Annotated in this window: 24 protein-coding genes and 1 pseudogene; 12 read left to right on the top strand and 13 right to left on the bottom strand. The window is 57.8% G+C overall.

The annotated features are described in order from the left end of the window. The first annotated feature begins 11 nt into the window (after positions 1–11). Positions 12–890 (top strand): UTP--glucose-1-phosphate uridylyltransferase, encoded by an 879-nt coding sequence (locus tag AC0V61_RS05875; RefSeq protein WP_486156334.1) that lies wholly within the window; start codon positions 12–14, stop codon positions 888–890. 12 nt (positions 891–902) lie between these two features. Then, positions 903–1,385 carry a hypothetical protein gene (locus AC0V61_RS05870; RefSeq protein WP_486156333.1) on the top strand — a complete coding sequence of 161 codons (483 nt, stop codon included), beginning with the start codon at positions 903–905 and terminating at the stop codon, positions 1,383–1,385. 178 nt (positions 1,386–1,563) lie between these two features. Here AC0V61_RS05870 and AC0V61_RS05865 read toward each other — a convergent pair whose 3' ends face one another. From AC0V61_RS05865 to glnE, 8 genes are all read right to left on the bottom strand, one after another. Beyond that, positions 1,564–3,291: a flotillin family protein gene (locus tag AC0V61_RS05865; RefSeq protein ID WP_486159463.1), complete on the bottom strand. Its 1,728-nt coding sequence runs from the start codon at positions 3,289–3,291 to the stop codon at positions 1,564–1,566. A 146-nt stretch (positions 3,292–3,437) separates the two neighbouring features. Then, positions 3,438–4,082: a YqiJ family protein gene (locus AC0V61_RS05860; protein ID WP_486156332.1), complete on the bottom strand. Its 645-nt coding sequence runs from the start codon at positions 4,080–4,082 to the stop codon at positions 3,438–3,440. Positions 4,083–4,427: 345 nt separating this feature from the next. Next, the gene (locus tag AC0V61_RS05855) at positions 4,428–5,720 is read right to left on the bottom strand and encodes a cytochrome P450 (RefSeq protein WP_486156331.1); all 1,293 of its coding nucleotides are present in this window, start codon (positions 5,718–5,720) and stop codon (positions 4,428–4,430) included. A 13-nt stretch (positions 5,721–5,733) separates the two neighbouring features. Then, positions 5,734–7,272 (bottom strand): acyl-CoA synthetase, encoded by a 1,539-nt coding sequence (locus AC0V61_RS05850; protein WP_486156330.1) that lies wholly within the window; start codon positions 7,270–7,272, stop codon positions 5,734–5,736. A 274-nt stretch (positions 7,273–7,546) separates the two neighbouring features. Next, the gene (locus AC0V61_RS05845; RefSeq protein WP_486156329.1) at positions 7,547–8,281 is read right to left on the bottom strand and encodes a M23 family metallopeptidase; all 735 of its coding nucleotides are present in this window, start codon (positions 8,279–8,281) and stop codon (positions 7,547–7,549) included. A 161-nt stretch (positions 8,282–8,442) separates the two neighbouring features. After that, positions 8,443–9,234 carry a ferritin-like domain-containing protein gene (locus AC0V61_RS05840; RefSeq protein WP_486156328.1) on the bottom strand — a complete coding sequence of 264 codons (792 nt, stop codon included), beginning with the start codon at positions 9,232–9,234 and terminating at the stop codon, positions 8,443–8,445. A gap of 4 nt (positions 9,235–9,238) precedes the next feature. After that, on the bottom strand, positions 9,239–9,712 hold the full coding sequence (locus AC0V61_RS05835; protein WP_486156327.1) for a peroxiredoxin: 474 nt from the start codon (positions 9,710–9,712) through the stop codon (positions 9,239–9,241). 4 nt (positions 9,713–9,716) lie between these two features. After that, positions 9,717–12,440, bottom strand: a complete 2,724-nt coding sequence (gene glnE, locus AC0V61_RS05830; RefSeq protein ID WP_486156326.1) for a bifunctional [glutamate--ammonia ligase]-adenylyl-L-tyrosine phosphorylase/[glutamate--ammonia-ligase] adenylyltransferase — start codon at positions 12,438–12,440, stop codon at positions 9,717–9,719. Positions 12,441–12,521: 81 nt separating this feature from the next. Between glnE and AC0V61_RS05825 the strand changes: the two genes are divergently transcribed. Both AC0V61_RS05825 and AC0V61_RS05820 read left to right on the top strand, forming a co-directional pair. Then, positions 12,522–13,526 (top strand): agmatine deiminase family protein, encoded by a 1,005-nt coding sequence (locus AC0V61_RS05825; RefSeq protein WP_486156325.1) that lies wholly within the window; start codon positions 12,522–12,524, stop codon positions 13,524–13,526. 284 nt (positions 13,527–13,810) lie between these two features. After that, complete coding sequence (locus tag AC0V61_RS05820; protein WP_486156324.1) at positions 13,811–14,569, top strand: DUF1223 domain-containing protein; 759 nt, start codon at positions 13,811–13,813, stop codon at positions 14,567–14,569. On the opposite strand, the gene AC0V61_RS05815 is transcribed toward AC0V61_RS05820, so the two are convergent. Genes AC0V61_RS05815 through thrS form a run of 4 tightly spaced genes read right to left on the bottom strand, consistent with a single transcriptional unit; the run spans position 14,566 to position 18,420 of the window. Further along, positions 14,566–15,300, bottom strand: a complete 735-nt coding sequence (locus AC0V61_RS05815; protein WP_486156323.1) for a TSUP family transporter — start codon at positions 15,298–15,300, stop codon at positions 14,566–14,568. The genes AC0V61_RS05820 and AC0V61_RS05815 overlap by 4 nt on opposite strands. An 11-nt stretch (positions 15,301–15,311) precedes the next feature. Beyond that, positions 15,312–16,070 carry a sulfite exporter TauE/SafE family protein gene (locus AC0V61_RS05810; protein WP_486156322.1) on the bottom strand — a complete coding sequence of 253 codons (759 nt, stop codon included), beginning with the start codon at positions 16,068–16,070 and terminating at the stop codon, positions 15,312–15,314. Next, entirely contained in the window at positions 16,071–16,412 is a 342-nt protein-coding gene (locus AC0V61_RS05805; protein WP_486159461.1) for a hypothetical protein, read from the bottom strand. A gap of 22 nt (positions 16,413–16,434) precedes the next feature. Continuing rightward, positions 16,435–18,420 carry a threonine--tRNA ligase gene (thrS, locus tag AC0V61_RS05800; protein ID WP_486156321.1) on the bottom strand — a complete coding sequence of 662 codons (1,986 nt, stop codon included), beginning with the start codon at positions 18,418–18,420 and terminating at the stop codon, positions 16,435–16,437. A gap of 356 nt (positions 18,421–18,776) precedes the next feature. Here thrS and AC0V61_RS05795 point away from each other — a divergent pair, with 356 nt between their 5' ends. From AC0V61_RS05795 to AC0V61_RS05775, 5 genes are read left to right on the top strand one after another with little or no spacing between them, the layout of a single operon-like run. Beyond that, entirely contained in the window at positions 18,777–18,953 is a 177-nt protein-coding gene (locus AC0V61_RS05795; protein WP_486156320.1) for a hypothetical protein, read from the top strand. Beyond that, entirely contained in the window at positions 18,953–19,585 is a 633-nt protein-coding gene (locus AC0V61_RS05790; protein WP_486156319.1) for a hypothetical protein, read from the top strand. Before AC0V61_RS05795 ends, AC0V61_RS05790 begins: the two co-directional genes overlap by 1 nt. A 58-nt stretch (positions 19,586–19,643) precedes the next feature. Next, positions 19,644–20,042, top strand: a complete 399-nt coding sequence (locus AC0V61_RS05785; RefSeq protein ID WP_486156318.1) for a hypothetical protein — start codon at positions 19,644–19,646, stop codon at positions 20,040–20,042. Next, positions 20,039–20,233: a helix-turn-helix transcriptional regulator gene (locus AC0V61_RS05780; protein WP_486156317.1), complete on the top strand. Its 195-nt coding sequence runs from the start codon at positions 20,039–20,041 to the stop codon at positions 20,231–20,233. The genes AC0V61_RS05785 and AC0V61_RS05780 overlap by 4 nt, the downstream gene beginning before the upstream one ends. After that, on the top strand, positions 20,233–21,135 hold the full coding sequence (locus AC0V61_RS05775) for an alpha/beta fold hydrolase (protein WP_486156316.1): 903 nt from the start codon (positions 20,233–20,235) through the stop codon (positions 21,133–21,135). The genes AC0V61_RS05780 and AC0V61_RS05775 overlap by 1 nt, the downstream gene beginning before the upstream one ends. Here AC0V61_RS05775 and AC0V61_RS05770 read toward each other — a convergent pair. After that, entirely contained in the window at positions 21,128–22,777 is a 1,650-nt protein-coding gene (locus AC0V61_RS05770; protein WP_486156315.1) for an alkaline phosphatase D family protein, read from the bottom strand. The genes AC0V61_RS05775 and AC0V61_RS05770 overlap by 8 nt on opposite strands. 362 nt (positions 22,778–23,139) lie before the next feature. On the opposite strand from AC0V61_RS05770, the gene AC0V61_RS05765 reads away from it, so the two are divergent. The 3 genes and pseudogenes from AC0V61_RS05765 (at position 23,140) to AC0V61_RS05755 (ending at position 25,726) form a co-directional block, all read left to right on the top strand. Further along, entirely contained in the window at positions 23,140–23,871 is a 732-nt protein-coding gene (locus AC0V61_RS05765) for an alpha/beta fold hydrolase (RefSeq protein WP_486156314.1), read from the top strand. Between the two features lie 15 nt (positions 23,872–23,886). Further along, positions 23,887–24,723 (top strand): tetratricopeptide repeat protein, encoded by an 837-nt coding sequence (locus tag AC0V61_RS05760; RefSeq protein ID WP_486156313.1) that lies wholly within the window; start codon positions 23,887–23,889, stop codon positions 24,721–24,723. 11 nt (positions 24,724–24,734) lie between these two features. Then, positions 24,735–25,726: pseudogene (locus AC0V61_RS05755) on the top strand (LLM class flavin-dependent oxidoreductase). Positions 25,727–25,756: the final 30 nt, after the last annotated feature.

Here is a 25,756-nt window from a genome sequence, read left to right as displayed (position 1 = left end):
AGGCACATCACATGAGCCAAAAACCGATCAAAAAGGCCGTCTTCCCCGTCGCAGGGCTTGGTACACGCTTCCTACCAGCGACTAAGGCAATCCCAAAGGAATTGCTTCCAATCGTCGACCGCCCGCTGATCCAATATGCGGTGGATGAGGCGCGCGAGGCAGGGATCGAACAGATGATCTTTGTGACCGGCCGCGGCAAAAGCGCGATCGTTGAACATTTCGATATCGCCTATGAGCTTGAGACCACCATGGGCGAGCGCGGCAAGGACCTGTCAGTGCTCGACCCGACCCGCGCAACGCCGGGCGATATCATCACTGTGCGTCAGCAAGTGCCGATGGGGCTTGGCCACGCGATCTGGTGCGCGCGCGCGATTGTGGGGGATGAGCCTTTCGCGATTTTCCTTCCCGATGAGCTGATGATTGGCCACAAGGGAGGCTCGGGCTGCATGAAGCAGATGGTCGATGCTTACGAGCAAACCGGCGGCAACCTTATCAGCGTTCTCGAAGTGCCGATGGAGGAGGTTTCCAGCTACGGCGTGATCAAACCGGGCGCTGCAAACGGTACTCTCACCGAGGTCACAGGACTCGTTGAAAAACCTCCGGTGGCCGAAGCGCCCTCGAACAAAATCGTCTCAGGCCGCTATATCCTTCAACCCGAAGTCATGCGCACTCTTGAGACACAAGGCAAAGGCGCAGGCGGCGAGATCCAGCTGACCGATGCCATGGCCAAAATGATCGGCGACCAGCCCTTCCACGCGGTGACCTTCGACGGCAACCGCTACGACTGCGGCAGCAAGCTTGGCTTTGTTGAGGCGACCTTGGCGCTGGCGTTGGAGCGGGAGGATATGGGCGCGGATGTAAGGGCGATGGCTGAGAGACTGCTTCGGTAAGCTTCTAGTATCATGTCTTTTCAGACCGAGTTTTACCGCGTTCAAGGATCGAAGGTTTACTTCAGTCCCGACACAGCCTTGGCCGCTGGCTACAAGACTCTCCCCTTTGTAGAGCTGTTCCCTGGGGAAGTCCTGGCAATTGTCGAGGATGCGTTCGACCTTGAAATCTTGGAACTGAGAGAGGCTCAGCCCTTGACCTGCGAAGTGTTACCGCCGTTGGAAGGCGAACGTAAACACGTTGTCCAGCTTAATGAGATTTGCGCTCGAACTCTCATTAGCGAGGTGGATGCGGGACACTATCTTACCGCGATTTTTGAAAGCGATGGCTTGTTCATTGCAATATTTGGCTCTGACGAGACATGGGTTGTTCACGCGAGACCAAATTCCGCTGAGATTTTTGGACGGTTCAGAGACCTTGTCGGTCTTTCAAAAGGCAACGCGGAAGTACTAAGAAGGTCAGCGATCTTAGCGCCTTACTTTGAAGGGGCGACTTAGTTTGGCTCTAGAGTTTGAGGACACCTGCGCGGATGTCGGAGTGATGGCGCAAGGATTGCTGGGTAGTTAGTTCATAGAAATGATCGTCACCCCGGACTTGATCCGGGGTCCAGCTTCTTTTGCGCGGATGGCTGGGTAAGCTGGACCCCGGCTCGGAGGCCGGGGTGACGGTTGAGTGTTACTCAGCCGCTTCGCCTTCGTCCTTGCCCAGACGCTCTTCGGCTTCCTGAACCTGCTCTGCGACGTCGGTCATGATTTGGGTGAGCGATTTTTCCTCTCCCCCATCATTCGCAGGCGCGACTTCCGCTGCAGCACCTTGAGCGAGCGAGCCCAGCGATGACCCATCAAGGCCAAGCTCTTTCATCAGCCCGTCAAGCACAGGGGCCTGAGCGCGATAGGCAAGCGCTGCAGAGACCGCATCAGTTGCCAAGTTTCCCGAGCCACCGCCGGAACCGCCTGCTGGGGCACCGGACGAACCGCCGCCGTTTTGGGTAAGTCCGTCGACCTGAACGATCTTGATCGAGTCGATAGCTTCCATCGGCTTGGCGCTCTCTTTGATGACCTCGGGCAGCACCTTAAGCAGAGCAAGCTTCGTTTGCAGGCTGATCTGATCCATCGAGAGGATGTTGGCCGCCTCGTTGACCGCCTGTTGACCAGCGGCCTCGACTTCAAAGCGCACACGGTCCGCCTCAGCGCGAAGGATTTCAGCATCCGCCTCACCTTTCGCCTCGAGCCGTGAAGCCTCCGCGCGGTTGGTGGCTGCGTCTTTCTCAGCTTCTGCCTCGACCTTGATCGAAATCGCATCACGCTCGGCCTGCTTGGCCGCTTCGATTAGCTCGATCTTCTTCTGACGTTCTGCTATTTCACTTTCACGAGAGGTCACAACCTGCTCTTCAGCAGCCACAGCCAGAGCCCTTGCAGCGTCCGCTTCGGCTTTCGCCTGGCTTTCCTCGCGGGACTTGTTCTGGACCTCGATCTGTTGCTCTTGGCGGGCAATTTCGAGAGCGCGCGTCTGGTCGATCCGGGCCTCTTCAACAAGACGGTCGGCCTCAATCTGCTGCGCGTCGACCTGCTTCTTCGCCTCAATTCGAGCGGCATCGGCTTCACGCTGACGCTCAGCTTGCTCACGGGCGATTTCCGAGGTTTGTGACGCACGGCGCACCTCAACTTCACGCTCCTGCTGGAGGCGAGCGTATTCAGTGTCACGGCCGATCTCGAAGGACTTTTGGTCAGCTTCGAGGTTCTTCGTCTCCATTTGAACGCGGGTGTCCTGCTCGATGTCGTTGCGCAGTTTCTTGCGCGCTTCGATCTGCTCGGTGAGCTTGGTGAGACCTTCAGCATCGAACGCGTTGTTGGCGTTGAAGTGCTCAATGCTGGTTTGGTCGAGACCGGTCAGAGAGACCGATTCCAGCTCCAGACCGTTCATCGCCAAGTCGTTCGAAGACACTTGCTGCACCTTTTGGACGAAGTCTGCGCGTTGTTCGTGCAGCTCGTTCATGCTCATTCCGGCCGCCACCGAACGCAGAGCGTCGACAAACTTACCTTCGACGAGGTCTTTGAGCATTTCGGGCTGCATGGTGCGTTGACCAAGGGTTTGTGCCGCCATCGCAATCGCGCCAGCATCGGGGCGAACGCGGACGTAGAATTCCGCTTTCACATCGATCCGCAAGCGGTCGAGAGTGATGAGCGCTTCTGCATCCTTGCGGACGACCGCCAGCACCAGAGTGTTCATGTTAACAGGCATCGTTTCGTGGAAGACCGGGAGCACCAGCGCGCCTCCGTTCATCACGACTTTTTCGCCCCCGACACCGGTTCGCACAAAGGCGATTTCCTTCGATGCGCGCCTGTAGAGCGAGGTGAGGACTACAAAGATGATCAGCAGGACAAGGAAGCCCAGGCCGACCATTATTACGAGATCAAGAATATTCATTTTCCCTCCGTTTGTGTGATGCGCGCGCTTGGGGCCTGCAATTCGGGGTGCGGGCCGCGCGCGCAGTCTTGATTGATGTGTGACTCAGCATTCGGGTAGAGTCCACCGGTTCGATGCCGTTTTTAGATTGAGAGCATCGGATTTTCGTACTGGACGCCGAAGAACGTTTGCCCTTCGCGGCGCACCAGCATGACGGTTTCGCCTTGTTTGAGCGTCGCCTCTGGATCGTTGGGTTCGACCATCACAAAGTGTGGCTGACCGTGAGCATCGATCACTTTGGCGCGTGCAGGCGAACCTGCCGTGGCGCTGCCCAGCTGTATCTCGGCATCGCGGCGCACAAGGCTTCCCAGCCCCACGGCGCTGGTTTCATCCTGCGGCAGAAGCTTTGCCAAGGGCCGGGTTAGCGCGCCCGTAACCGGAAGCGCGGCTGCCCCTGCGGCGATAGATGCGAGCCATGCCGGGAACGGCGTGCCCAGAACGCTGACGAGCACTTGCTGACCCACCACTCCGATCACCGTAAAGGTGAAGAGGAGCACCGATAGCCAGATAAGAAACGGCACTCGGCCAACGCCAAAGACGCTTAAAAGCGCATCCAGAAAGCCGCTGGGCGCAGTGGGATCGGCTGCCTCAAAATCAGCATCCAGATCGATCTCTGCATCGGCGCCTTCAAACATATCGCCCATGCCGATGGCTTGCGCGAGCGCGATAAAGACCAGTAATATAGCCGCAGCTGCGAAAGGCAGATTGTAGGCTTCTAGTAAAGTCATAAACTCACCTCCTTTCATAAAGGGAGGTTGTTTTGGCGAAGTCTAGCTTTACCAAAACGCCTCCAGCTTCACAAAAAGCGGCGCGCTTTCTTGTTGCTCCCATGAATGCTGTGTTAACAGATGTTGCATGTAAAGAACAGTAAAATCGGATCTGTTGTTTCAATAATTCGTCATGGGACAAGATATTTCGCGCGAGATCTTGAATTGTTGCGAATGCATCACCATATCCAAAGCTCGATTGCGCGAAGAAGCGTCACGATTTCCTACATTCTGCCAAAATTACGAGGTTAGTGGATTGGTTCACGACCGCTTCCCGGCCATGTTTCATGAACTAAGTCCCGCCGATTACGATGCAGGTGTTATTTTTAGGGGAAGCGTTTTTAGCCCGCCAACAAAAGTGGTGTTTGACCGCTTGGCCTCTCCCGCTGTTTCCACCGCGTCAAGCCTATCCAGCAGCACCTCAAACAGCACTTTGATCTGAAGCCGAGCCAAGTGCAGCCCCAGGCATTGGTGCGCGCCTGCACCAAAGGCGGTGTGGCGATTGGGGGTCCGACTTGCATCAAAATCGCGCGGATTATCAAACTGGGCTGGATCATAATTGGCGGACACATAGTTCAGCATCATCCAGTCGCCTTTTTTGATCAGCTGACCGCCCACCTCCACATCTTCGGCCGCGGTGCGCATAAAGTGCTGGACCGCGGTGGTGGTGCGGATCGCCTCTTCGACCAATCCGGGAAGGAGCGAACGGTCCGCTTTGACCCGCGCAAACTCCTCAGGATCATTGGCAAGCGCCTGCATCGCGCCCGACATTGTGGCCGAAGTCGTATCGTGGCCAGCGGTGGCGACGATGATGTAATAGCCCGCCATATCGCGGTCAGGCAGCGGCTCGCCGTCGACTTTGGCATTGGCGATAACACTGGCGACGTCGTCGGTCGGGTTCGCACGGCGATCTGCGGCGATCTGGGTGAAGTAGTCCTCAAACGTTTTTACCGCGCCCGACACCAATTGGAGCACTTGCTCAGGCGTCATATTCTCCATGCCGGTGCCCGAGAGGTCGGCATCTTGTCCGCCAAACAACTTCTGGGTCAGCATGAGCATACGCGGCTCATCCTCTTCGGGAATGCCGAGGATTTGCATGATCACATGAAGCGGCATGGGCGCGGCCACCAACTTCACAAAGTCCACCTCAGGGCCCTCAGCAATCATCGCATCGACCCGCTTTTCAGCAAGCGCGCGGATCTCGCCTTCCATCTTGGCAAGGTTGCGCGGCATGAACCAATCCATGGTGAGCTTGCGATACTTGGGATGGATCGGCGCATCGAACACCACAAGGCTGTCGACCAGCATGTTCGATCCTGTTGCGGCTTGCGCAAAAGCGGTCGCTTCGCGCGTTCCAAAGACTACGGGCTTGGGATTGTTGAGGAAGGTCTTGTTGTCCTTCGAGATCCGCATCACATCTTCGTATCGCGTGATCAGCCAGAAGGGCTCAAACGTGTCGTCCTCGGCCACAACTTTGGCGACGGGCATATCCTTGCGAAGCCGGTCAAAGGTGTCGAGGAGGCTGTGCCATTCGCCATAGCTTGTCGGTGCAATGACTTCGCGGGCGATGTCTTCTGGCAAGACGGCTGGCTTGTTCATGATGCTTTTCCCCTTACGCTTTGGCCATTGCTTCATACTCATCGCGCAGCTCGCGCTTATAGAGCTTACCATTAGCCTCGCGCGGCAGATCGGGGCGGAAATCAAATTGCTTGGGCAATTTTATCCGGGCCAGATTGGGCGCCAGAAAATCGCGCAATTCTTGCTCCAATGCCTCGCCAGCATCGTCCATTGTCATAGGCTGTATCACCGCAACCACGCGCTCTCCCAGCTCAGGGCAAGGCGCGCCGATAACAGCGGCGTCCATAACCTTGTCGTGGGTGACAAGCAGGTTCTCAATCTCCTGAGGGTAGATGTTCACACCGCCAGAGATGATCATGTGGCTCTTGCGGTCGGTGAGGAAGAGATAGCCTGCCTCGTTCACATGACCGATATCGCCAAGCGTCATCCAGCCTTTGGGATGCATGGCATCTTTGGTCTTCTCCGGGTCCTTATGATAGGTCGGCAGAATGTCGTTCTCGAAGTAGATTAGGCCATCTGTGCCTGCTGGCACCTCTTCCCCATCCGCACCGCAAATGTGAAGCGTGCCGTGAATTGCCACGCCAACTGTGCCGGGGTGCTCTAGCCATGCTTCCGACTTAACAAGCGTCATGCCAATGCCTTCTGAGCCGGCGTAATATTCATTGATGATCGGCCCCCACCAATTGATCATCTCATGCTTGATCGGAACAGGGCATGGGGCAGCCGCGTGGAGCGCGCGCTGGTGGCTGGAAAGATCATAGCGAGAGCGCGCCTCTTCATCGAGTTTGAGGAAGCGGACAAAGTGGGTCGGCACCCATTGGCTATCGGTGACCTTATACTTCTCAATGGCAGCAAGTGCCTCTTCGGGGTCGAATTTCTCCATCACGACGACCGTGCCGCCCAAACGTTGAGCGGTGGACGCCCAACCAATTGGCGCGGCGTGGTACATCGGAGCGGGGCATAGATAGACCATCGAGCCATCGGCGGGCATGCCCGCCCCCATGGTGGCGAGGCCCATAAGAGGGACCGGCGCTTGGATGTCTTCTTCGGCGGGCGGCGCTGGGCGCACACCCTTGGGGCGGCCTGTGGTGCCCGATGAATAGAGCATCACCTGACCCGGTGTTGGGTCACTTACCGTATCGGGCGAGTGCTGGCTTAAAGCGGCTTCGAAATCGTCTGCGCCGCCGCTGCCGGCAACAAGTATCTCCAGATCAGGAAGCTCGGCGCGAATACCCTCGACCACCTCGGCGTAGGCGGGGGAGGTGATTAACAACTTCGCCTCGGCATCACGCAGAATATAAGAAATTTCCGGAGCGGTCAGGCGCGTCGACACTGGTACCAACATCGCTCCGCACCGCTGTGAACCCCAAATGAGAGTGAAATACTCCATCCGGTTTTCAAGCAGCACACCAAACGCATCCGATGGGCCAAAGCCACGATCCCGCAGGAGGTGAGCAAACCGATTGGAAGCCTCGTCCATTTCTTTGAAGGTCATCTGCGCGCCGCTGCCTGCCATAATAACGGCAGGATGGTCCGGGCGCGTCGCCGCATGGGCGATCGGGTGCAAACTCATGTCTCTCTCCATTCCAGTCGCTAGGCTTTGCAAATAAAACTAGCGAACAGTCTCTCGAAGCAACCTAACGCAAGGTTCGGTGTGCTCAAGACATTTTGTTTGCAAGCGCGGCTTAGAATGAGCGGTCAGCATTGGCTAAGCAAGAATGGCAGACAAAAAAATAGGCGACGGGATAACCCGCCGCCCAATCTCGGACACCCTCTCCAATGTCCGACCCGCTTCCAGGCGGGCATATCTTTCTGCCGAGGCAGAAGTAATCGTTATTGGCGAGAAATCACTCTCCGCCTGAACCGACCCGGCGACGCCCAGCGATCATCTCGCTCCTAGCGTCAGCAATCTGTGTCTGCTCTCTCTTGGCCACCATATAGTGAATTGGATTTACTGCAACCCCATCGACGCGAACTTCATAATGGAGGTGCGGTCCAGTCGACCAGCCGGTCGATCCCACATACCCAATAACCTCGCCTTTTTCGACGCGGTCACCAGCCGCAACAGCCAGCCGCGAGAGGTGCGCGTAGCGGGTTTCAAGCTCAGCGCCATGATCGATTTTGATGTACAATCCATACCCGCGGCCCCACCTTGCAAGACCCACGATGCCATCAGCAGTCGCATAGACAGGTGTGCCCGTAGGTGCTGCAAGGTCGATCCCTTTGTGCATCCGACGACCGCCGCGTACAGGGTGAATGCGCATGCCGAAGCCGCTGCTGATCCGCGCTCCATTGACCGGGGTAAGCGAAGGAACAGAAACTGTTGGACGTTCGAATATAGCAACAGGGTCGCTTGGTTGCCGCTTCGGAGCGTTCTCGACCGAAGTCCAGCTGGCAAACAATTCGCGGAAGCGTTCGTCACCATTGGCGAGCGTTTCAGCCTGTGCCTCGCGAACAGGTGCGGTGATGTCTGCGGCAGTGTTGGCTGTCGTATTCGCGTGAGCAGCAGGCGCCGCTATCACGGTGAACGCGGCACATAATACGCCGATCGTTTTCGAGAGTGAGCGCCAAAGAGTGCTCATAATGACCCGGTCCTATCTGACGCTTCTCGCGCCACTCACAGTTTATAACCACACCCGTGTTTTGTTCTGAAAGAGGCTGATTGCCTCAGACTGCGTGGTTAATGATTCGTCGCCATAGGCCTGACGATCAATTTGTAAGAAAACGTTATCGGGCTGATTCGTTAAACCGCAATATCTTCGTAGAAGTCCCGCGATAAACCGGCTGCAAGACGCGCTGAGTCGTTGAATGGTGGCTTAACGGGGCCTTTGAAATGCTTGCGAACGAGGGATTTCCAAGCCTCGGCGGGCTCTTCCCCCGAATCTTGCGAAACTTTCAGAAAGTATTTGGTCCCAAAGCCGACATGACGAATCTCATCGTCAAGAATACGCGCCAAAATCTTTGCGCCGTGCTCGTCTCCCACCGCTTTGACCCTTTGAAGCGTGGCCGGCGTGACGTCCAATCCGCGCGCCTCAAGCACCATCGGGACCACTGCCAGGCGCGCCGCTACATCATTGCGGGTGTCGTGAGCAGCTTCCCACAGTCCTGCATGCGCTGGAAGTGCGCCGTAATGGCTCCCCAAGCTCTCCAATTTGCGGGAAAGCAGCGCGTGGTGCATCGCTTCATCTGCCGCGACATAAAGAAAGTCGGAGACAAATGCTTCGCCCATCTCCTCGCCAAAGCGCCCCGCCATATCAAGCGCTAGATCAATTGCGACGAACTCAATGTGGGCAAGAGAATGCCACAAGGCGATCCGCCCGCGCTCTGATCCAAATTTACCGCGTTTGGGCATCTTGTTGGGCGCGAGCAATTCTGGTTTCTCGGGCCAAGCGGGTTGATCGGGCATCGCCTCATCGAACTCGAACGCCAACTCCCCCTTGCGCCAACGCCGGGCGACATCGCGCGTGGCAAAACACTTGGCGCGCGGGTCACCTGTAAGGAGCGCGTCGCGAATGGCTGAGGCGACAGACTGCATTGAGCTAGAGCGCTTTGGCTGCTGCAAGCACTTCTTCTGCGTGGCCCTTGACCTTCACCTTGTTCCACACTTGCGCGATTTTTCCATCGGTGCCCACAAGATATGTGGTGCGAACCATGCCCATAAAGGTTTTGCCGTACATCTTCTTCTCGGTCCAAATGCCCAGCGCATCGGAGAGCCCGCCCTCTTCCGCATCGGTTGCAAGCGGTGTTGTGAGATCATGCTTGGCGATGAAGTTCTGGTGCTTCTTGGCGCTGTCTTTAGAAATGCCCAGGAGCTGTGTGCCTGCTGCCTCAAACTCATCCTTCAAAGCGGTGAAATCCTTTGCCTCTGTCGTGCAGCCGGGTGTGTTGTCCTTGGGATAAAAGAACAGCACCAATTTCTTGCCAGCAAAATCGGACGGCTTAACGCTGCCACCATCGGGTGTTTCCATGGCGATATCGGGGAGTGTGTCACCAACGGCAGGTAAATCGGTCATCTGTTCAAATCTCCAAAGTCTCTTCAAAAGTCTTTGCCCATTGGCGGGCTACACATTTGCGCGCTCCAACCACGTCGTCATGAAGCTCAGCGTAGCTAGCGCGCCCGCAGCTGCGTGCAAGCGCTTTAGCAGCGGCAGGCGGTGGCTCTTGACGATCAGGCGCAAGCAGCCGGCTTGCGACCAGCACATCGGTCATAAGATCGTAAGCGGGCCAAAGTTCCCGTTGAAATAGGCCCAAATCAATCAGCGCAGGGATAGCCTTTGCAAAATCGGGCAACAGTATCCGAGGATCTGTGCGCGCAACTCTTGAAGCATCGCGCAGCTGAATGAAGTGCACGAGAAACTCCACATCAATAAGTCCTCCGCGAAGAAGCTTTACATCCAGCTCGCCTTTGGGGTGCTTATGCTGTGCCATATCGCTGCGCATCTGAAGCACATCGGCGCGCAGGCTAGGCTCGTCGCGCGTCTGGCACTGCGTTTGCGCTATAACCTTTTCCACTTGCGCCCGAGCCCTGTCTGAGCCCGCCAGCACCCGAGCCCGGTTGAGCGCCATATGTTCCCAAGTCCACGCGCCAGTCTTTTGATACTTTGCAAACGCCTCAATCGAAACCGCCAAGGGCCCTTGGTTGCCCTGAGGCCGCAGCCTTGTGTCCACCTCGTAAAGCGCTCCTTGAGCGGTGGGGACGCTGAGCGCTGCGTTCACGCGGGTGGCCAAGCGGTTGTAATAGAGTGTCGCGCTGAGAGGGCGTTCGCCGTCCGATTCTGCCTCGAAGTCACCTTTGAACAGATAGACCATGTCGAGATCCGAGGCGGGTGACAAAGCGCCGCCGCCAAGCCTTCCGAGACCTAGTACTAGCAATTCGCTGTTCTTTATCCGGCCATGGGTCATCGCAAACTCATCTTGTGCCGCTTCAATCGCCGCCGTGATAGCTGCTTCGGCCACATCAGAGAGCGCCGCTGCGATACGCGATGGCTTGTGCTCTGCTTCGAGTAAGCTGATCCCGAGCGTAAAGCGTGCTTCGCTTATGACCTGCCGGATGCAATCGAGCTTTGCTTCATAATCGTCGCGCTCTGGTCCCTCCCGAAGCTGTTGAAGAATGCGCGTATAGGTATGATCAAAGTCAATTGGTTCGCGCTCAAGCAGCACATCGAGCGTCTCAGGTCGCCTCGCCAGCGTGCCCGCAATCCTAGGGGAAAGGGTAAGGGCGTTCACCAAACGCTCAATCAAATGAGGCTGCGCGGTCAGCAGGCGGAATAGTTGAATGGCGCTTTGTGTGTGCTCGATGATCGATTGGAAACGGATGATCGCGTGATGGGGATCATCGCTTTTCACCATCGCTTCTAGCAGGAGCGGTAAAAGTCTATCGAAGGCCTCAAGCGCTTGCGGGCTTCGGATTGACGCATATCGCCCATCACGCCAACCATCGATCCGGGCCGCAAGAGCGTCGGCATCTGCGAAGCCCATCTCGTCCAGCGTTCGTGCACGGCTTTCGGGCTTTGGTTGAGGATAGGGTGCGGGCGCTTCCTGTCCGATAAGCTCGTCATAGATAGCTCCGGTTGCCTGGGTGAGCTCGCTCAGTTCTTTCACCAAGGCCGCCCCATCGGCCAATCCATCAAGCCAAGCGACACGGTCCAATGCGTCGCCTCCGGGCAGGGTATGCGTCTGGCGGTCTTCGACCATTTGAAGCCGGTGCTCGACAATGCGCAGGCGGTCATAGCCCTCTCCCAGAATTCGCGCATGGTCTGTGTCGATCCGGCCCGCCTTTGCGAGTGCGTCCAACGCTTCACGAGTGCCTCGAACCCGCAACGAAGGATCGCGGCCGCCGTGAATCAGTTGATGGGTTTGGGCAAAGAATTCGATCTCGCGAATGCCGCCGCGCCCTTTCTTCACATCAAATCCGGGGCCGGGTGCATCAGGCCCCTCATTGCTCTCGCGAATGCGCTGGGTCAGCGTGCGGATTTCTTCCACGGCCCCAAAGTCGAGTTTCTGGCGCCAAATGAAAGGCGCAATTTCGGACAAGAACGCCTCGCCCGCCTCAATATCTCCAGCAGCTGACCTTGCACGCACAAAGGCCGCGCGCTCCCATGCCAATGCATGGCCTTGATAATGGGTAATGGCCGAGGAAAGGGGCACCGCTGGCGGGCTAATCTCGCTTGCTGGGCGCAGGCGCAGGTCGACGCGTACAACATAGCCCTCGCCAGTGTTCTCTGACAGGAGGCTGACGATGCGACGAGCATAGCGCTGAGCTGCCTCGCCGGGTTCATCCTTGGCGCGGCGGGGTAACGTCTCTGGATTGAATAGCAGGATCGGGTCGATATCCGACGAATAGTTAAGCTCGCTTGCCCCTTGTTTGCCAAGGGCCAAGCCTATCATGCCATCGCAAACGTGCGAATCTGTGCGTTCGCGCATAGCGGTGCGGATTGCCGTGTCTAATGCGAAATCGGCAAAGCTGCTAAGCTCGCGCATTACGTTTCCAAGCGAATACGCCCGCGCCAAGTCACCGATGGCAAGCGTGGTTGCGAGGGCCAAACGATGGCGGCGCAGAGCAATCCCAGCGTCTTCATGGTTTCCGCGAACCAAGGTCCATTCAACCGCGGCATCGCCGTCACCTGAAGACAATAAATCCGCAAGCTCCGGCTGCCTGTCAAGCGCGCGCGCCAAAAACGGTGCATACGCCCTTGCGCGCTCTAAGGCTCCCTTCCAGTCATGCTCGCCGCTCACTGCCATAGCGCAACACTTGGCTAAGCTGCTTGCTCCCCGCAAGACCATCTGCAAGAGAATTGGCGCACAATACTATGGAAACAGGTGATGAGCGGCGCAAAGAACAAGGCCTTGATGCCACCAGAATGGGCGCCGCAAGACTGGCTTTGGATCGGATTTCCGCACTTGGCGCACGAGTGGCCGGGGTTCTTGGGCGCAGCGCAAGAGCAGATTGCAGCGTTTGCCAATGCGGTGGCTGATAGCGGGCAGGAAGTGCGCTTACTGGTGCGCGATGAAGCCAATGAGGCCCGCGCGCGCTCGCTGGTGAGCGAGGCGGTGACATTAGAACGGCGCATTTACGGCGATATCTGGCTGCGCGATACGGGGCCTTTGGTTGTCACCGGGTCTAAAGGCCGCAGCTCTGCTCGCTTTGGCTTTAATGGCTGGGGCGGAAAATATCTGATGGAAGGCGATCAGACGATCGGCGAGGCGCTGGCGCGTGATGCTACTCTTGGGGTCGAACAATCACCTATGATCCTTGAGGGCGGCGCGGTTGATGGTGATGGAACCGGTCTTGCCGTTACCACCAAGCAGTGCTTGCTAAACCCAAACCGAAATCCGGATATGAGCAGAGCTGACATTGAGGCTGAGCTTTCAAAAATGCTTGGATTTGACCGGCTGTTGTGGCTTGGTGATGGGCTAATCAACGATCATACGGACGGCCATGTCGACAATCTAGCGCGCTTTATCGGACCGGGTAGGCTTGTTGTGCCAGAGGCGACAGGGACAGATGATCCCAACGCGCAAATCTATTCGGACGCAAAGTCGCGGGCTGAGGAATTCGGGGTTGAAGTGGTCACCATTCCTTCTCCGGGTCTTATTATGCGCTCGGGCGCAGTTGAGCCTGCCAGTTATGTGAACTTTGCGATCACCACACATCTCGTGGTTGTCCCGACCTTTGGATCGCATCATGATGAGGCAGGGGTTGAAGCTATCGCAGCTCAATTCCCTGATCGCGCCACCATTGGCCTTCCTGCAACTGCCGTTCTTGCTGGTGGAGGCGGGTTTCATTGCGCTAGCCAACAAATGCCTGCCGAGGCCGCGCCTTGTTAACGCATCATTAGGAGTTTGCGACGAAAAGGCCCGTCATGAGCCGAGCCATCGCCATATCCCGCAGCACCATTCAAGCAGCGCACGCGCGCCAGACCGAAGTGCTAAGCAGTGTAATTGTGCTTTTCAGCGCGGCGGCTTTGATTTTTGCCGGCCAACCCCTTCCGCTCTGAAGACATTGGCGTTTTAAGAACGCTACTGCCCTGAAAGCTTTGTCGAAAAGCCTGTAACTTTAAACGCAATTGGAACGAATAGCCCCTTGGCCAAAGCCGAAAGGGAATTTGATCGTGCGTTCTTATGTCCATGCCACACTCATCATCGGCGCAGTTTTTTTAGCCAGCATCGCGCTGTTGCCGGAGCGCGGCGATGCGCAGGTGTCCAGCTCCCCTTCAGAACCAGTGCTGATTGAACTTTTTACGAGCCAGGGGTGTTCTTCTTGTCCTCCTGCTGACCGATTGGCGCAGCGCCTTGATCAAGAAGAGGGGCTCGTGGTGATCTCGAGGCCTGTGACTTACTGGGATTATCTGGGTTGGAAAGACAACTTGGCGCAGGAGGCCAACACCAAACTTCAGCGTGATTACGCACGGCGCGGTCTTCTGGGTTACAATGGGGTTTATACGCCGCAGTCTGTTGTCGCAGGTGCGCTTGGCGAAGTGGGCTCGCGTGAGCCAGCTGTGCGCCGCATGGTTTCGCGCGCTGCGGCGAATTCGAAGGCTGCTATTCGAGTGCGCGGTAATGCAAATAAGGGCTTTGGTATTGGGATCGCCGGGAAGACCGACCTCCCGGCTGAACTTGTGCTTATGGGTGTGGACCGCAAAGCGGAAGTTGATATTGGGCGGGGCGAAAACCGCGGACGCCGGATCGCTTACACCAACGTCTTGAAGGGCGAACGGCGGATCGCACTTTGGCAAGGTGGCGAAGCGAGCCACGTCGTGCGGCCGGATGCGCTCACTATCGCTGGTGCGGATCGCTATGCTCTTGTTCTTCGCGAAACCGGTGCGGGCCGAGTGCTGGCCGCAAGGTGGCTTGATGAGAATCGCAACTAGAGCAGCTTGGCCAAAGCCGCGAAAGCGGCCGCGCCAAGCACGAGCCCCGTGCTGATTTGCCATTGCACATCGGTGACCCGCCCATAGGCGCGGTGGCCAAACCAATCGCCGATAAGAACAAAGGGAAAGAGGGCTGCGGCCAAAACTGCCTCACACCATGAACCCACTCCCAAAACGATGAAGAAGACCGCGGATAGCGGTGTCACCACGAGGAATATCGCCATCATTGAGGCCCGCGCTGCATCTGGGGTGAAAGCGCCTCTAAGGTAGAAAGGCGCCATTCCAGGACCGGGCATGCCTGAAAAGCCACCAAAGAACCCTGTTGCAAAGCCTGAGAATGCCATCGCGGGCTTTTGCGGTATGCGGGATTTGCCCAAAGGCACAACGACCAGCACAAAGGCACACAGCGATACGCTCGCGATCAAAACGCGCGCCCAGTCTGCTGGCAGCGTGGTGAGGCACCAAAGCCCCAACGGCATAGATGCAAGCGCAATCATAATGAGCGGGACAGCGGACCTGTCAGCATCGCGCTTTATCCTTCCAATGTCGGTGAGGCCGATTAAGAAGAGCGAGACAATCCCCACAAGAACGGCTGCGGTTGGCGGTATTGCGAGTTGGAGCACGGGCACTAAGACCACTGATAACCCAAATCCTGCAAGCCCGCGGACAAACCCCGCTGCAAGAGCAGTGAGAACAGCGATTGCAATCGCTTCTGGAGCAAAGCCGAGCACGCGGTAAGGTCCTAGAGTAGCTTTACAAGAGCAGCGATAGCAGCGGCAAAAAGGACGACGCCAACGCAAGCCCGCCAAACAGGGTCACTGACCTTGCCAAATGCCAAGCTGCCGAGCCAGTTTCCCATCAATACCAAAGGGAAGAGGGCTACCCCCAGCGCCACGATGCGCCATTCTAGCACGCCGATTGCTGCACCTGATCCAACACCTGCCATCGCAGCAATACCAAAGATGCCGATCATCGACGCTTTGGCTGTGGTGCGTGGGATATCGCGGCCAACATAATAAGGCACCACAGGCGGCCCCGGCATCGCCGCGAAGCCTGTAAGGACGCCTGCCGATAGGCCTACGGCCCCAGTGGTGAGGGTGCCTGGTTGCGCTGAACTGCGCTTTGGCAAAAGGATCGCGAAGAAAGCCGATAGTGCGACTAGAGCTATCAGTAGCCGTGCCAAGCCTTGCGGAGTTGCATTGAGCAGCATCAAGCCTGGTGCGGTTGCCAAAACCACCAGCGCGCCGATTACGAAAGCGCTCTTCTCCGCCTCCCGCAGGATCATCCGGATCTCAGTGAGAGCCAAAAGCCCTGCCATAATGTTGATCGCGAGCACCGCCTCAACCGGGGTCAGCGCCAACGCGAGGATAGGCACAAGCAGGATGCCAAAGCCAAAGCCAGTCAGCCCCCGGATAAACGCCGCGCCCAAAGTGGCCGCAATCGCGACCGCGATTTGGACCGCATTGAACCCGGCCAGGAATTCCGTAAGGGCGAATTCCACTTATTTGCCAGCCTGATCGTAGATGAACCACAAGGTCACACAGTGAAATGCAGCAATTGCAATATTGCTCATCACCACAGGGTTTTCGAGTGTTCCCAGGGTGAAGGGCGTTACGAGCTTGTAGACGATCTGCACGGCTAGAAGTGTCGCCACCATGGCCGGGACGGGTTTGAAGGCTAGCCCGACCGAAGCGATTAGGATTGCCAGATAGACCGCCAGCAAGATACCTCGTGCTGGGCTGTCGAAGCCGTATGCATCGCTCGCCCACGGGGCCGACGTGTAGATACCATATGTCACAGGGACCAAGACCACGACGTTTAGCGCCAGCGACAAAAGGATCATCAGCTTCACGGTTGCGATGGCCTTAAGCCGCCAAATCTGGAGCTGTCGCAGCCCCGGTTAGCATCGCAATCGCCTCGTCCAGCGGAAGGACCTTCTGATCCTTCTCGCCCAGGGTTCGGATCGCAACCGTGCCTTCCTCTTCCTCGCGCTTGCCTACGATCAGAAGATGCGGAACTTTGGCAAGGCTGTGCTCGCGGATCTTATAGTTGATCTTCTCATTGCGAAGGTCGCTCGAGGCGCGAATGCCAGCCGCTTCCAGTTTCGCCAGCACGCTGCTCGCATAACCATCGACGTCCGAAACAATCGGCGCAACCACCGCCTGCATCGGCGCAAGCCACACCGGCAGGCGGCCCGCAAAGTGTTCGATCAGAATGCCGATAAAGCGCTCGTAAGACCCAAAGATCGCACGGTGGAGCATGACGGGGCGGTGCTTGTCACCATCCTCGCCAATATAAGTCGCATCCAAGCGATCCGGCAGCACGCGGTCCGATTGGATCGTGCCCACCTGCCACGTGCGCCCAATCGCATCGGTGAGGTGCCATTCAAGCTTGGGCGCATAGAACGCGCCCTCGCCGGGAAGCTCTTCCCATTCGAGGCCATTGGCGGTGAGAGCATCGCGCAGTTCCTGCTCCGCCTTGTCCCAATCCGCGTCCGAGCCAAAGCGTTGCTCAGGCCGTAGAGCGAGCTTGATCTTATACTCGAATCCAAAGTCGCGGTAGACTTCATCGGCAAGCGTGATGAAGGCTTGGACCTCCTCCACAACCTGCTCTTCGGTGCAGAAGATATGCGCATCGTCCTGAGTGAATTGGCGCACGCGCATGAGACCGTGGAGCGCGCCGTGCGGCTCGTTGCGATGGCAACACCCCATCTCACCCAGGCGGATCGGCAGGTCGCGGTAGGAGGTGATGCCTTGCTTAAAGACCATGACGTGCGCGGGGCAGTTCATTGGCTTTAGCGCCATCCAATCCGCGTCCTTGGAGATGATGTCGCCCTCATCCTCAGTGTTTGGCACCTCGTCGGGGATCACGAACATGTTCTCGCGGTATTTGCCCCAGTGGCCCGATTGCTCCCATTGGCGCGCGTCCATCACCTGCGGGGTCTTGATCTCACGATAGCCAGCGCCGTCCATCTTGCGGCGCATATAGGCTTCAAGCTCGCGCCAAATGCGGTAGCCTTTGGGGTGCCAGAACACGCTGCCGTGCGCCTCTTCTTGCAAGTGGAACAGGTCCATCTCGCGGCCCAGTTTACGGTGATCGCGTTTGCCTGCTTCTTCGAGGTTGTGAAGGTGCTGTTTGAGCTGCTTCTTATTGAGCCAAGCGGTGCCGTAGATGCGCGTCAGCTGCGCATTACGCTGATCGCCGCGCCAGTATGCGCCGGCGGTCCGCATCAGCTTGAAGGCTTGCGGGTCAAGCTTGCCGGTCGAAGCCAGGTGCGGCCCACGGCACATATCAAGCCAGTCATCACCCGACCAATAGACCGTCAAATCCTCGCCTTCAGGCAGTTCTTTCGCCCACTCAGCCTTAAACGCTTCGCCCTCGGCTTCCCACTTGGCGATCAGATCATTGCGCGACCACACTTCGCGGCGCAGCGGTTTGTCGGCCTTGATGATCTCGCGCATTTTCTCTTCGATCGCGGGCAGGTCTTCAAGACCGAAGGGCTCGCGGCTCGCCGGGGCCATCACGTCATAGTAGAAGCCATCATCGGTCGCAGGGCCAAAGGTGATCTGCGTGCCGGGCCACAGGGCCTGAACGGCTTCAGCGAGGATATGCGCAAAGTCATGGCGCACCAGTTCCAGCGCGTCTGCCTCATCCTTGGACGTGATCAGCGCAAGCTCGCTATCGCCCTCAAAGGGACGGCCAATATCGCGCACTTCGCCGTTAACCCGCGCAGCGAGCGCAGCCTTCGCCAAGCCCGGGCCAATCGCGGCTGCAACATCGTAGGGCGTAGAGCCTGGTTCCATTTCGCGCACAGAGCCATCGGGAAGGCTGATCTTAAGCAGTTCGGTCATTGTTCAATCCGTATCGTTTGGCGCGCTTTAGGACATGAAGTCGCACGCGCAAAGAGCGGTGTTTGAGTGTTTAACCGTTTTGAGGAGGACACCGCGCCGCCCCAAACCGGGCGGCGGTGTCGTTGGCTCAGACCAACAGCAACCGCCCCCGGCAATCCGTGGGTGTTGTGGTCGTTGTTGTGGTCAGCAGTTTTGCCATGCGCTCCAGATAAGAGCCCTTGGTTAAGAAGTCACCCCTTTAGTTGATGAGACACGGCCGCAGAAGGCAAATCTGTTTTCCACTATGGAAAGCACACTTGACAAACCGACGAATCAATGACAAGTATGCTTTCCATAGTTGAAAGGACACTTTACCAATGACAACAGTTCAAAAATCTCTCATCTGGGCAGGCATCATTATTGGAACTGCCTTCTACACCAATTATCTGGACCTTAGTTCAGGCGCGAGTTTCGGAATCACCATGGGAATGGTTGGCGCGGCTTACGGGTCGATCCAAGGCAAGAGTGGCCGCTGTGCAAAGGTGTGCGGCTGATGAATACTCCAACCGCAAAGGCCGCTGGCTTTCTCGGACGAGGCCCGCTGTTCTGGATCGGCATGACTTTCGTCAGCACCGTTGTAATTGTCGCCCTTGCTTTGACCAAAGCGATTGAAAGCAAGGGTGTAATCCTAACCCTTATGGTCACGCCCATCATTCCGATGTTTTTCGCTTTCAAGGCGATGCTCAACAAGAATGAGGCCGGGCGCGGCGATTGTGTCACGAAAGGTCAGGCGCAGCGCGACTACATCAAACGAGTGGCGGTCTTCACATCACTCTATCTGGCGTCTTTTGCTGTGCTCACCTTTATCGACAAGCTTGGCGATTTGCCTGATCCAGTGCGCATCGGCCTCGGCATCTTGCCGGGCCTTGCGATCACCGGGTTTTTCTGGGCAATCGGGCGTCTGATTGTCGAAGAAACCGATGAATTCATCCGCATGCTCACCATTCGCCAGACGCTTGTCGCCTCGGCCCTTGCGATGAGTGCAGCCTCTGTCTGGGGCATGCTGGAGAGTGCCGACCTGGTCCCGCATGTCGATGCCTATTGGTATGCTATAATCTGGTTCGCGGGGCTTGCTGTGGGCTCTGTCGTCAACCGGATCACTTATGGCACTTGGGGTGCTGCGTGAAGCCGGCATATCCGCGCCGTCAGACCCTTTAGCATCCATCTTTCTGGGATTTATTCAAATGTTTCGAAACACTGTGAGCCTTGATGCTCTTATGATCTTCATCTTTGTCGCCGCCGCCTTGATGACCGGTGATACTGACCCTGCGCCCGGCGTCGCTTATGTGGGCGAACCCATTGAGAAATGGCTTATCGTCTTCGGGAGTGCGCTTGCTGTCGTGGTGGTGCTTGCGTTCCTTGCAAAACTGGATCGCAGAACCCACGATGAGTTTATCTTTGCAACTATGACAAACTCGGCGCTGATTGCAGTTTCGAGCACAGTCTTTCTGCATCTGATCTGGGTCTTTTTGGGCGATGTTTTGGACCTGCCCCAGCTTACCAGCGTGAACATGGCCGGGATTCTCATGATGTCATGGGCCTTTGGCTATGGCTGGTTTCGTTTGCGAGGATTTGTAGGGTGAACAACCGCCTCAAAGTGCTGCGCGCGATGCGTGATTGGTCACAGCAAGACCTCGCCGACCGGCTGGGCGTCAGCCGCCAGAGCGTCAACGCGATTGAGAAGGGCCGCTACGACCCTTCCTTACCCCTTGCCTTCTCTATCGCGGAAGTTTTCGAACTCGCGATCGAGGATATTTTCCAGAAAGACGCGTGATGAAATTCTCCGCCTCCTTACCATTTGCCATCCTCACCCTCTTGGCCTTCGCAGCCCCAGAACCCGCGAGCGCGCAAGACATGCCCACCAGCGATACTCCCGGCGCATGTTCACCCTATGAGGTGGTTGGCGAAGGGCCTGACCTTGTGCTGGTCCCTGGTCTTGGGTCAGCCCCGGAAGTCTGGGATGAAACGGTGAAAGAGCTGAGCAGCGATTACCGTATTCACCGGGTCCATGTCGCCGGATTTGCAGGCCGGGAGGCGGCAGGTGATCCTGACACTATCGCCCAGCGCGCTGCGGATGAAGTGATTGCTCATTTGGACTGCAACAGCGTTGATAATGCGCTTTATGCCGGACACTCGATGGGCGGGTTTCTCGGTCTCAAACTGGCAAGCGAGCATCCGGCCCGTATTTCGCGGCTTGTGGTGGTAGATGCGCTGCCATTCTATTCTCTGATCTTTAACCCCGCCGCGACAGCGGAAGCCGCGCGCCCACAGGCGGATGGCTTTCGCGCTCAGATATTGGCGCAAGACGATGCTGCGTTTGAAGCGGGCCAGAAAATGGGCGTGCGCTCTCTGATTAAGAACACCGAGTTTCATGACAAGGTGGTCAGCTGGTCTACGGCAAGCGACCGTGCCACTTTCGCGAGTGCAATCTATGCCTTGATGACCACGGATTTGCGCGGATCATTGGAAGGCATCGACACGCCAACAACAGTGATCGTAGCTGCCAATCCCTATGCGCCGCGTGCCCGTATGAAAGCCCTTTATGAGAGAGCCTATCAAGGTCTCGAAGGCGTGCAGATAGAGATTGTCGAAGACAGCTATCACTTCATCATGTTCGACCAGCCCGAGGCTTTTTCAGCAGCCTTGCGCACGGCGCTAGAAGACCCGGCTAAATAGCGATATCAGGCCGAGGTTGTGTGATCTCCAAATGAGTGTCCACAATCTGCGTTGAACGCGTCTTCGTGCTTGCGGTGAAACGCCATTCGCTGGTCGCCGATTCCGGAGCCAACTCGACCACCATATAGCCCCGGTTCGCGGTGTCGGCCCATTTGAGTTCTTCATTGGCGTTCACCAATGCGCCTGCGAGCACGGCTGGGGGGAGCGCTGAGAGATAGCTTTCAAAACCGGGCGAACTGACAGAAGAGGTCGCAAATTCGACGCCCACAGGCTCGCCTTTGTGTTTGAGCTCAAAAGACCATGCATTGTGGGTGTCGCCAGCAAGCACAACGAGGTTGGCATTGGCTTCTCTTGCACCCTTGAACACGCGGTCGCGCGCGGCGGGATAGCCGTCCCATGCATCCATATTAAGCGGCAAGCCCACCTCAGCAGCTAGGCTGGCCGCGGTTAGGCGGGCACGGGCAAATTCGGGCACATTGTTACCAAGAAGCCGGCTGACACCTTTGGGCGAGGACAGTTTGCCGATCAGCACTTGCTGCACAAGCACTTGCCAGGTGGCGCCGCGCGCCTTTGAGCTTGCGAGCCCGTCAATCAGCCATTTCTCCTGACGCTCACCCAAGAGTTGGCGTTTTTGATCTGACCAAGCGCCATCGCGAAGCGCTGTGTAGATCTGACGGATTTCCTTGGGGCTTTCCGCATCGCGGATCATACCGACGAGATCAAATTGCTCCTCGCGCCCCTCAAGCCGTGTGTCGAGCCGGAAGAGTGTCGCCAAATCACCGACATCATAGGCGGCATAGGGCTCATCTGAGACGGGCATCCATTCGCGGTAGACGCGCTTGGCGATTTCCTTGCGGGTTTCCCAATCGCCTTCGGTGTCGCTCTGGTGGTTCTGTGCGCCATCTTTCCACGAATCGTTGGTGCTTTCATGGTCGTCCCATACGGCGATCATGGGGAGGACTTGATGGAGGCGCTGAAGGTCTTGGTCGGCGCGGTAGGAGGCATAGCGCTGGCGGTAATCGGCAAGCGCCACGATCTCGCTTCCCGGAGCGACACTGCGGTCAGGGTGGCGCTGGTCTTCGGATGGGTAAGTGTCGCCGCCATATTCGTAAATATAGTCGCCAAGGTGCACCGCGAGATCGACGTCATTGACCTCGGCTGCGTGCGCATAGGCGTTGAAATAGCCAAAGCCGAAATTCGCGCAGGAGAAGACCGCCATGCGGAAATGGGACGTGGGGCCTTTTGGCAAAGTGCGGGTGCGGCCTATGGGTGAGGCGGTCCCTGAGGGAGCGATAAAGCGGTAGAAATACCAGCGGTCTGGAGAAAGACCGGTGGCGGTTGCTTTAGCGCAATAATCGCGAGAGGGCGATGCGGTGACGTCGCCTTCGCTTACCACTTCGGCAAAGTCCTGGGTCTCGCTTACCTGCCATTTGAGGGTGGTTGCCTCGCCAGCGACAAAGCGCGTCCACAAAAGCACGCTTTGGGATTGCGGTTCGCCGCTTGCGACGCTGTGCGTAAAGCCTTTTCCATGGGAATGCGCCGCTGAGGGCGTCGCGGCAACGGCGGCGGAGGCCCCCGCGAGGGCAAAGACGCCGCGGCGGGTGACTTTGGCGGTGACTGATTTTGTGGGTGTCTTTGTCATGGGTGCCTCCCTTAGCTGATCTTACCTGTCAGCTTGATGACACCTCTTGCACCAAATGCGTGGTGAGGCCCTGTTGATAAAGCCTTTGAGGCCATGGCGATGCACAAAAAGGCCAGATCAAGAAGCGAAGACGATGGACATGCAAAGCATATTCAAGGATGAGCGACGCTGAACTGGCCTTTTTGTGCATCGTCCCCTCCCTAGTTTTTGGGGGATTTGGCCAAAATTCGCCCTCACCGCGTTGCGATCGCTTGAAAGTGCGCCGCACTTCCTGCGCGCTCCCGCCTTGTGAGATGCGAATTTTGCTCCAAACCATGGTCCGCAAAGGCTTTATCAACAGGGCCTAGGGCCATGGAATGCGAATGACCGATACACGATTTCACGAAATGCCGGACGGCCGCCGCGTTGCCTTTAAGCATACGGCTGGCACGGGCCCCACCCTCGTTTTCTTGCCTGGCTACATGTCCGATATGACGGGCGGCAAGGCGACCGCTATCTTTGACGAAGCGGTGGCCAAGGGGCGCGGCTGCCTGCTTCTCGATTACACCGGCTGCGGGGAGAGTTCGGGCGATTTTGCCGATGGCACTTTGTCGCGCTGGTGCGAGGAGGTGATGGCTCTGATCGACACCTATGTCGAAGGGCCAGTGCTGGTCACAGGGTCTTCGATGGGTGGCTGGCTGATGCTGCTTGTGGGGGAGGCTTTGGGCAAGCGCCTTGCAGGCATCATCGGCATCGCCTCTGCGCCCGATTTCACCGTTTGGGGTTTTAGTGCGACCAAGCGCGAGAAACTTATCGCAGGCGAGGTGGTGCTCGAAGAAAACCCCTATGGCCCAGAGCCTACCCCCACGCACCCGAGCTTTTTCGCCGATGCGCAGGATCACTTGCGCTTGATCGATGAAATTGCGCTCAATTGCCCCATCCGCCTGATCCATGGGCAGCGCGATGAGGATGTGCCTTGGGCGATCTCAATCAAGCTCGCCGCCGCGCTTCGTTCGGATGATGTACAGGTGACACTGATAAAGGACGGCGACCACCGCCTTTCGCGCGATGCCGATATCGCGCAGCTTTTGGGGCTGGTGGATAGCTTTTACTGACCGGAAACCCGCCCCTTGGACTTTATCACGCCTCTCCTCGTTATCGCCCTTCAAGTTGGCCCCAACCCCACTGTGGGCAACACAATCGGCGATCCCAATGCCCTGCGCGACCGCCCACCGCGCACTGAGCAGGAACTCGCCGCCCCGCAAGACCCAAAGGCGCAGTGGCTTGCAGAGTGCCTTGGGATGCTGCCGGACCAAGCGGCAAGGGCGCACACATTGTCGCAAGTGCGCCGTAATGAAACGTCGGGCGATGAGCGCATTCTCGCCAACCATTGCCTCGGGCTGGCGGCGACCGAGCTTGGCCTATGGGAGGACGCGATCACCGCCTTTACCGCTGCGCGTGATGAGACCCCGGCAGATGAGGCGCGGGCCAAAGCGCGGTTTGGCGCTATGGCAGGCAATGCCGCTTTTGCAGCGCAGGATTTGGAGCGTTCGCAGACCATCCTGAAGCGCGCCAAAGAGGATGCGACAACCTCGGCATCCGCGCCCATGCAAGCGATTATCGCGAGCGATCTTGCGCGGGTTTATGTAGCGCTGGAGCGGCCTGAAGAGGCCTTGGCAGAATTGGAACAGTCCACCCAGCTGCTTCCCGAAGAGGCGAACACTTGGCTTTTGAAAGCAACTTTGCTGCGCCGTCTTGACCGGTTGGCTGAGGCTCAGTTCGCTATTGAGAGCGCCAGCGAGCTCGCCCCAACAAATGCGCCCATCGGCCTTGAGGCTGGCGTAATCGCTGTGCTTTCAGGGCGCGAGGATGCGGCTCGTACAAGCTGGCAATCGGTCATCGATACAGCGCCCGAAAGCCCTGAGGCCTTGACGGCGCAAGGCTATATTGGGCAGCTTGGCTCTTAAGGGAGAGCCTCATGACCGAATTTTCCGTCCTAGATCTGGTGCCAGTGCGCCTAGGTGGGACCGTCGCCGAGGCGCTGAACACCGCAGCCGAGCTTGCCGCCCATGCAGAGCTGATCGGGTGCAAGCGCTTCTGGGTCGCGGAACACCACACCATGGACGGGATCGCAGGCGGCGCGACCTCGGTTGTCCTCGCCCATATCGGCAATGCGACCAGCACCATCCGCATTGGCTCTGGCGGCATAATGCTGCCCAACCACACCCCGTTTCAAATCGCCGAACAATTCGGGACGCTGGACGCGCTGTTCCCCGGCAGGATCGACCTGGGGCTGGGCCGCGCGCCCGGAGCAGGGCCGGAGCTGCAACGCGCGCTTCGCAAGGACCTTCACAAAGCGTCGGAATACTTCCCGCAAGACGTGCTCGAACTGCGCGCGCTTATGACAGGCGATGTCGACTTGCCGATCAAAGCCACCCCCGGCCTGGGCTCCAATGTCGAGTTTTGGATGCTCGGCTCCAGCCTCTTCGGCGCGCAGCTCGCCGCGAAACTCGGCATGCCCTACGCCTTTGCCGCGCACTTTGCGCCCGATCATCTCGATAGCGCGCTTGAGGTCTACCGCCGCGATTTCCAGCCTTCCGAGGCCTTCGAAAAGCCCTACGTCATGGTCGCGATGAACGTCTTTGCAGCGGACACTGACCAGGAAGCCCAGCTCCTCGCCTCAAGCCAGCAACAAAGCTTCGTCGCCCTGCGTTCCGGCACTCCGGGCAAGCTCCCCCGCCTATCGCCGACTACACCTCGACCCTGCCCACACCGGCTCGAGCCATGCTCGACCATCTCGGTCAGGCCGCCGCCGTCGGCACGCCCGCCAAGGTGCGCGACGATATCGAGCGCTTCGTCAAACGCACGCGCGCCGATGAAATCATCCTATGCGGCGCGACTTATGATCCGGCTGCGCGCCTGCGCTCGCTCCAACTCACGCTCGAAGCCTGCGAAACCGTTCCAGCGTGAACTGCCGAAATAGGCACTAATCGCGCTTGC

The sequence above is a fragment of the Erythrobacter sp. JB1-4 genome (assembly GCF_057365025.1).
This window is presented reverse-complemented; position numbering and strand designations above follow the sequence as displayed.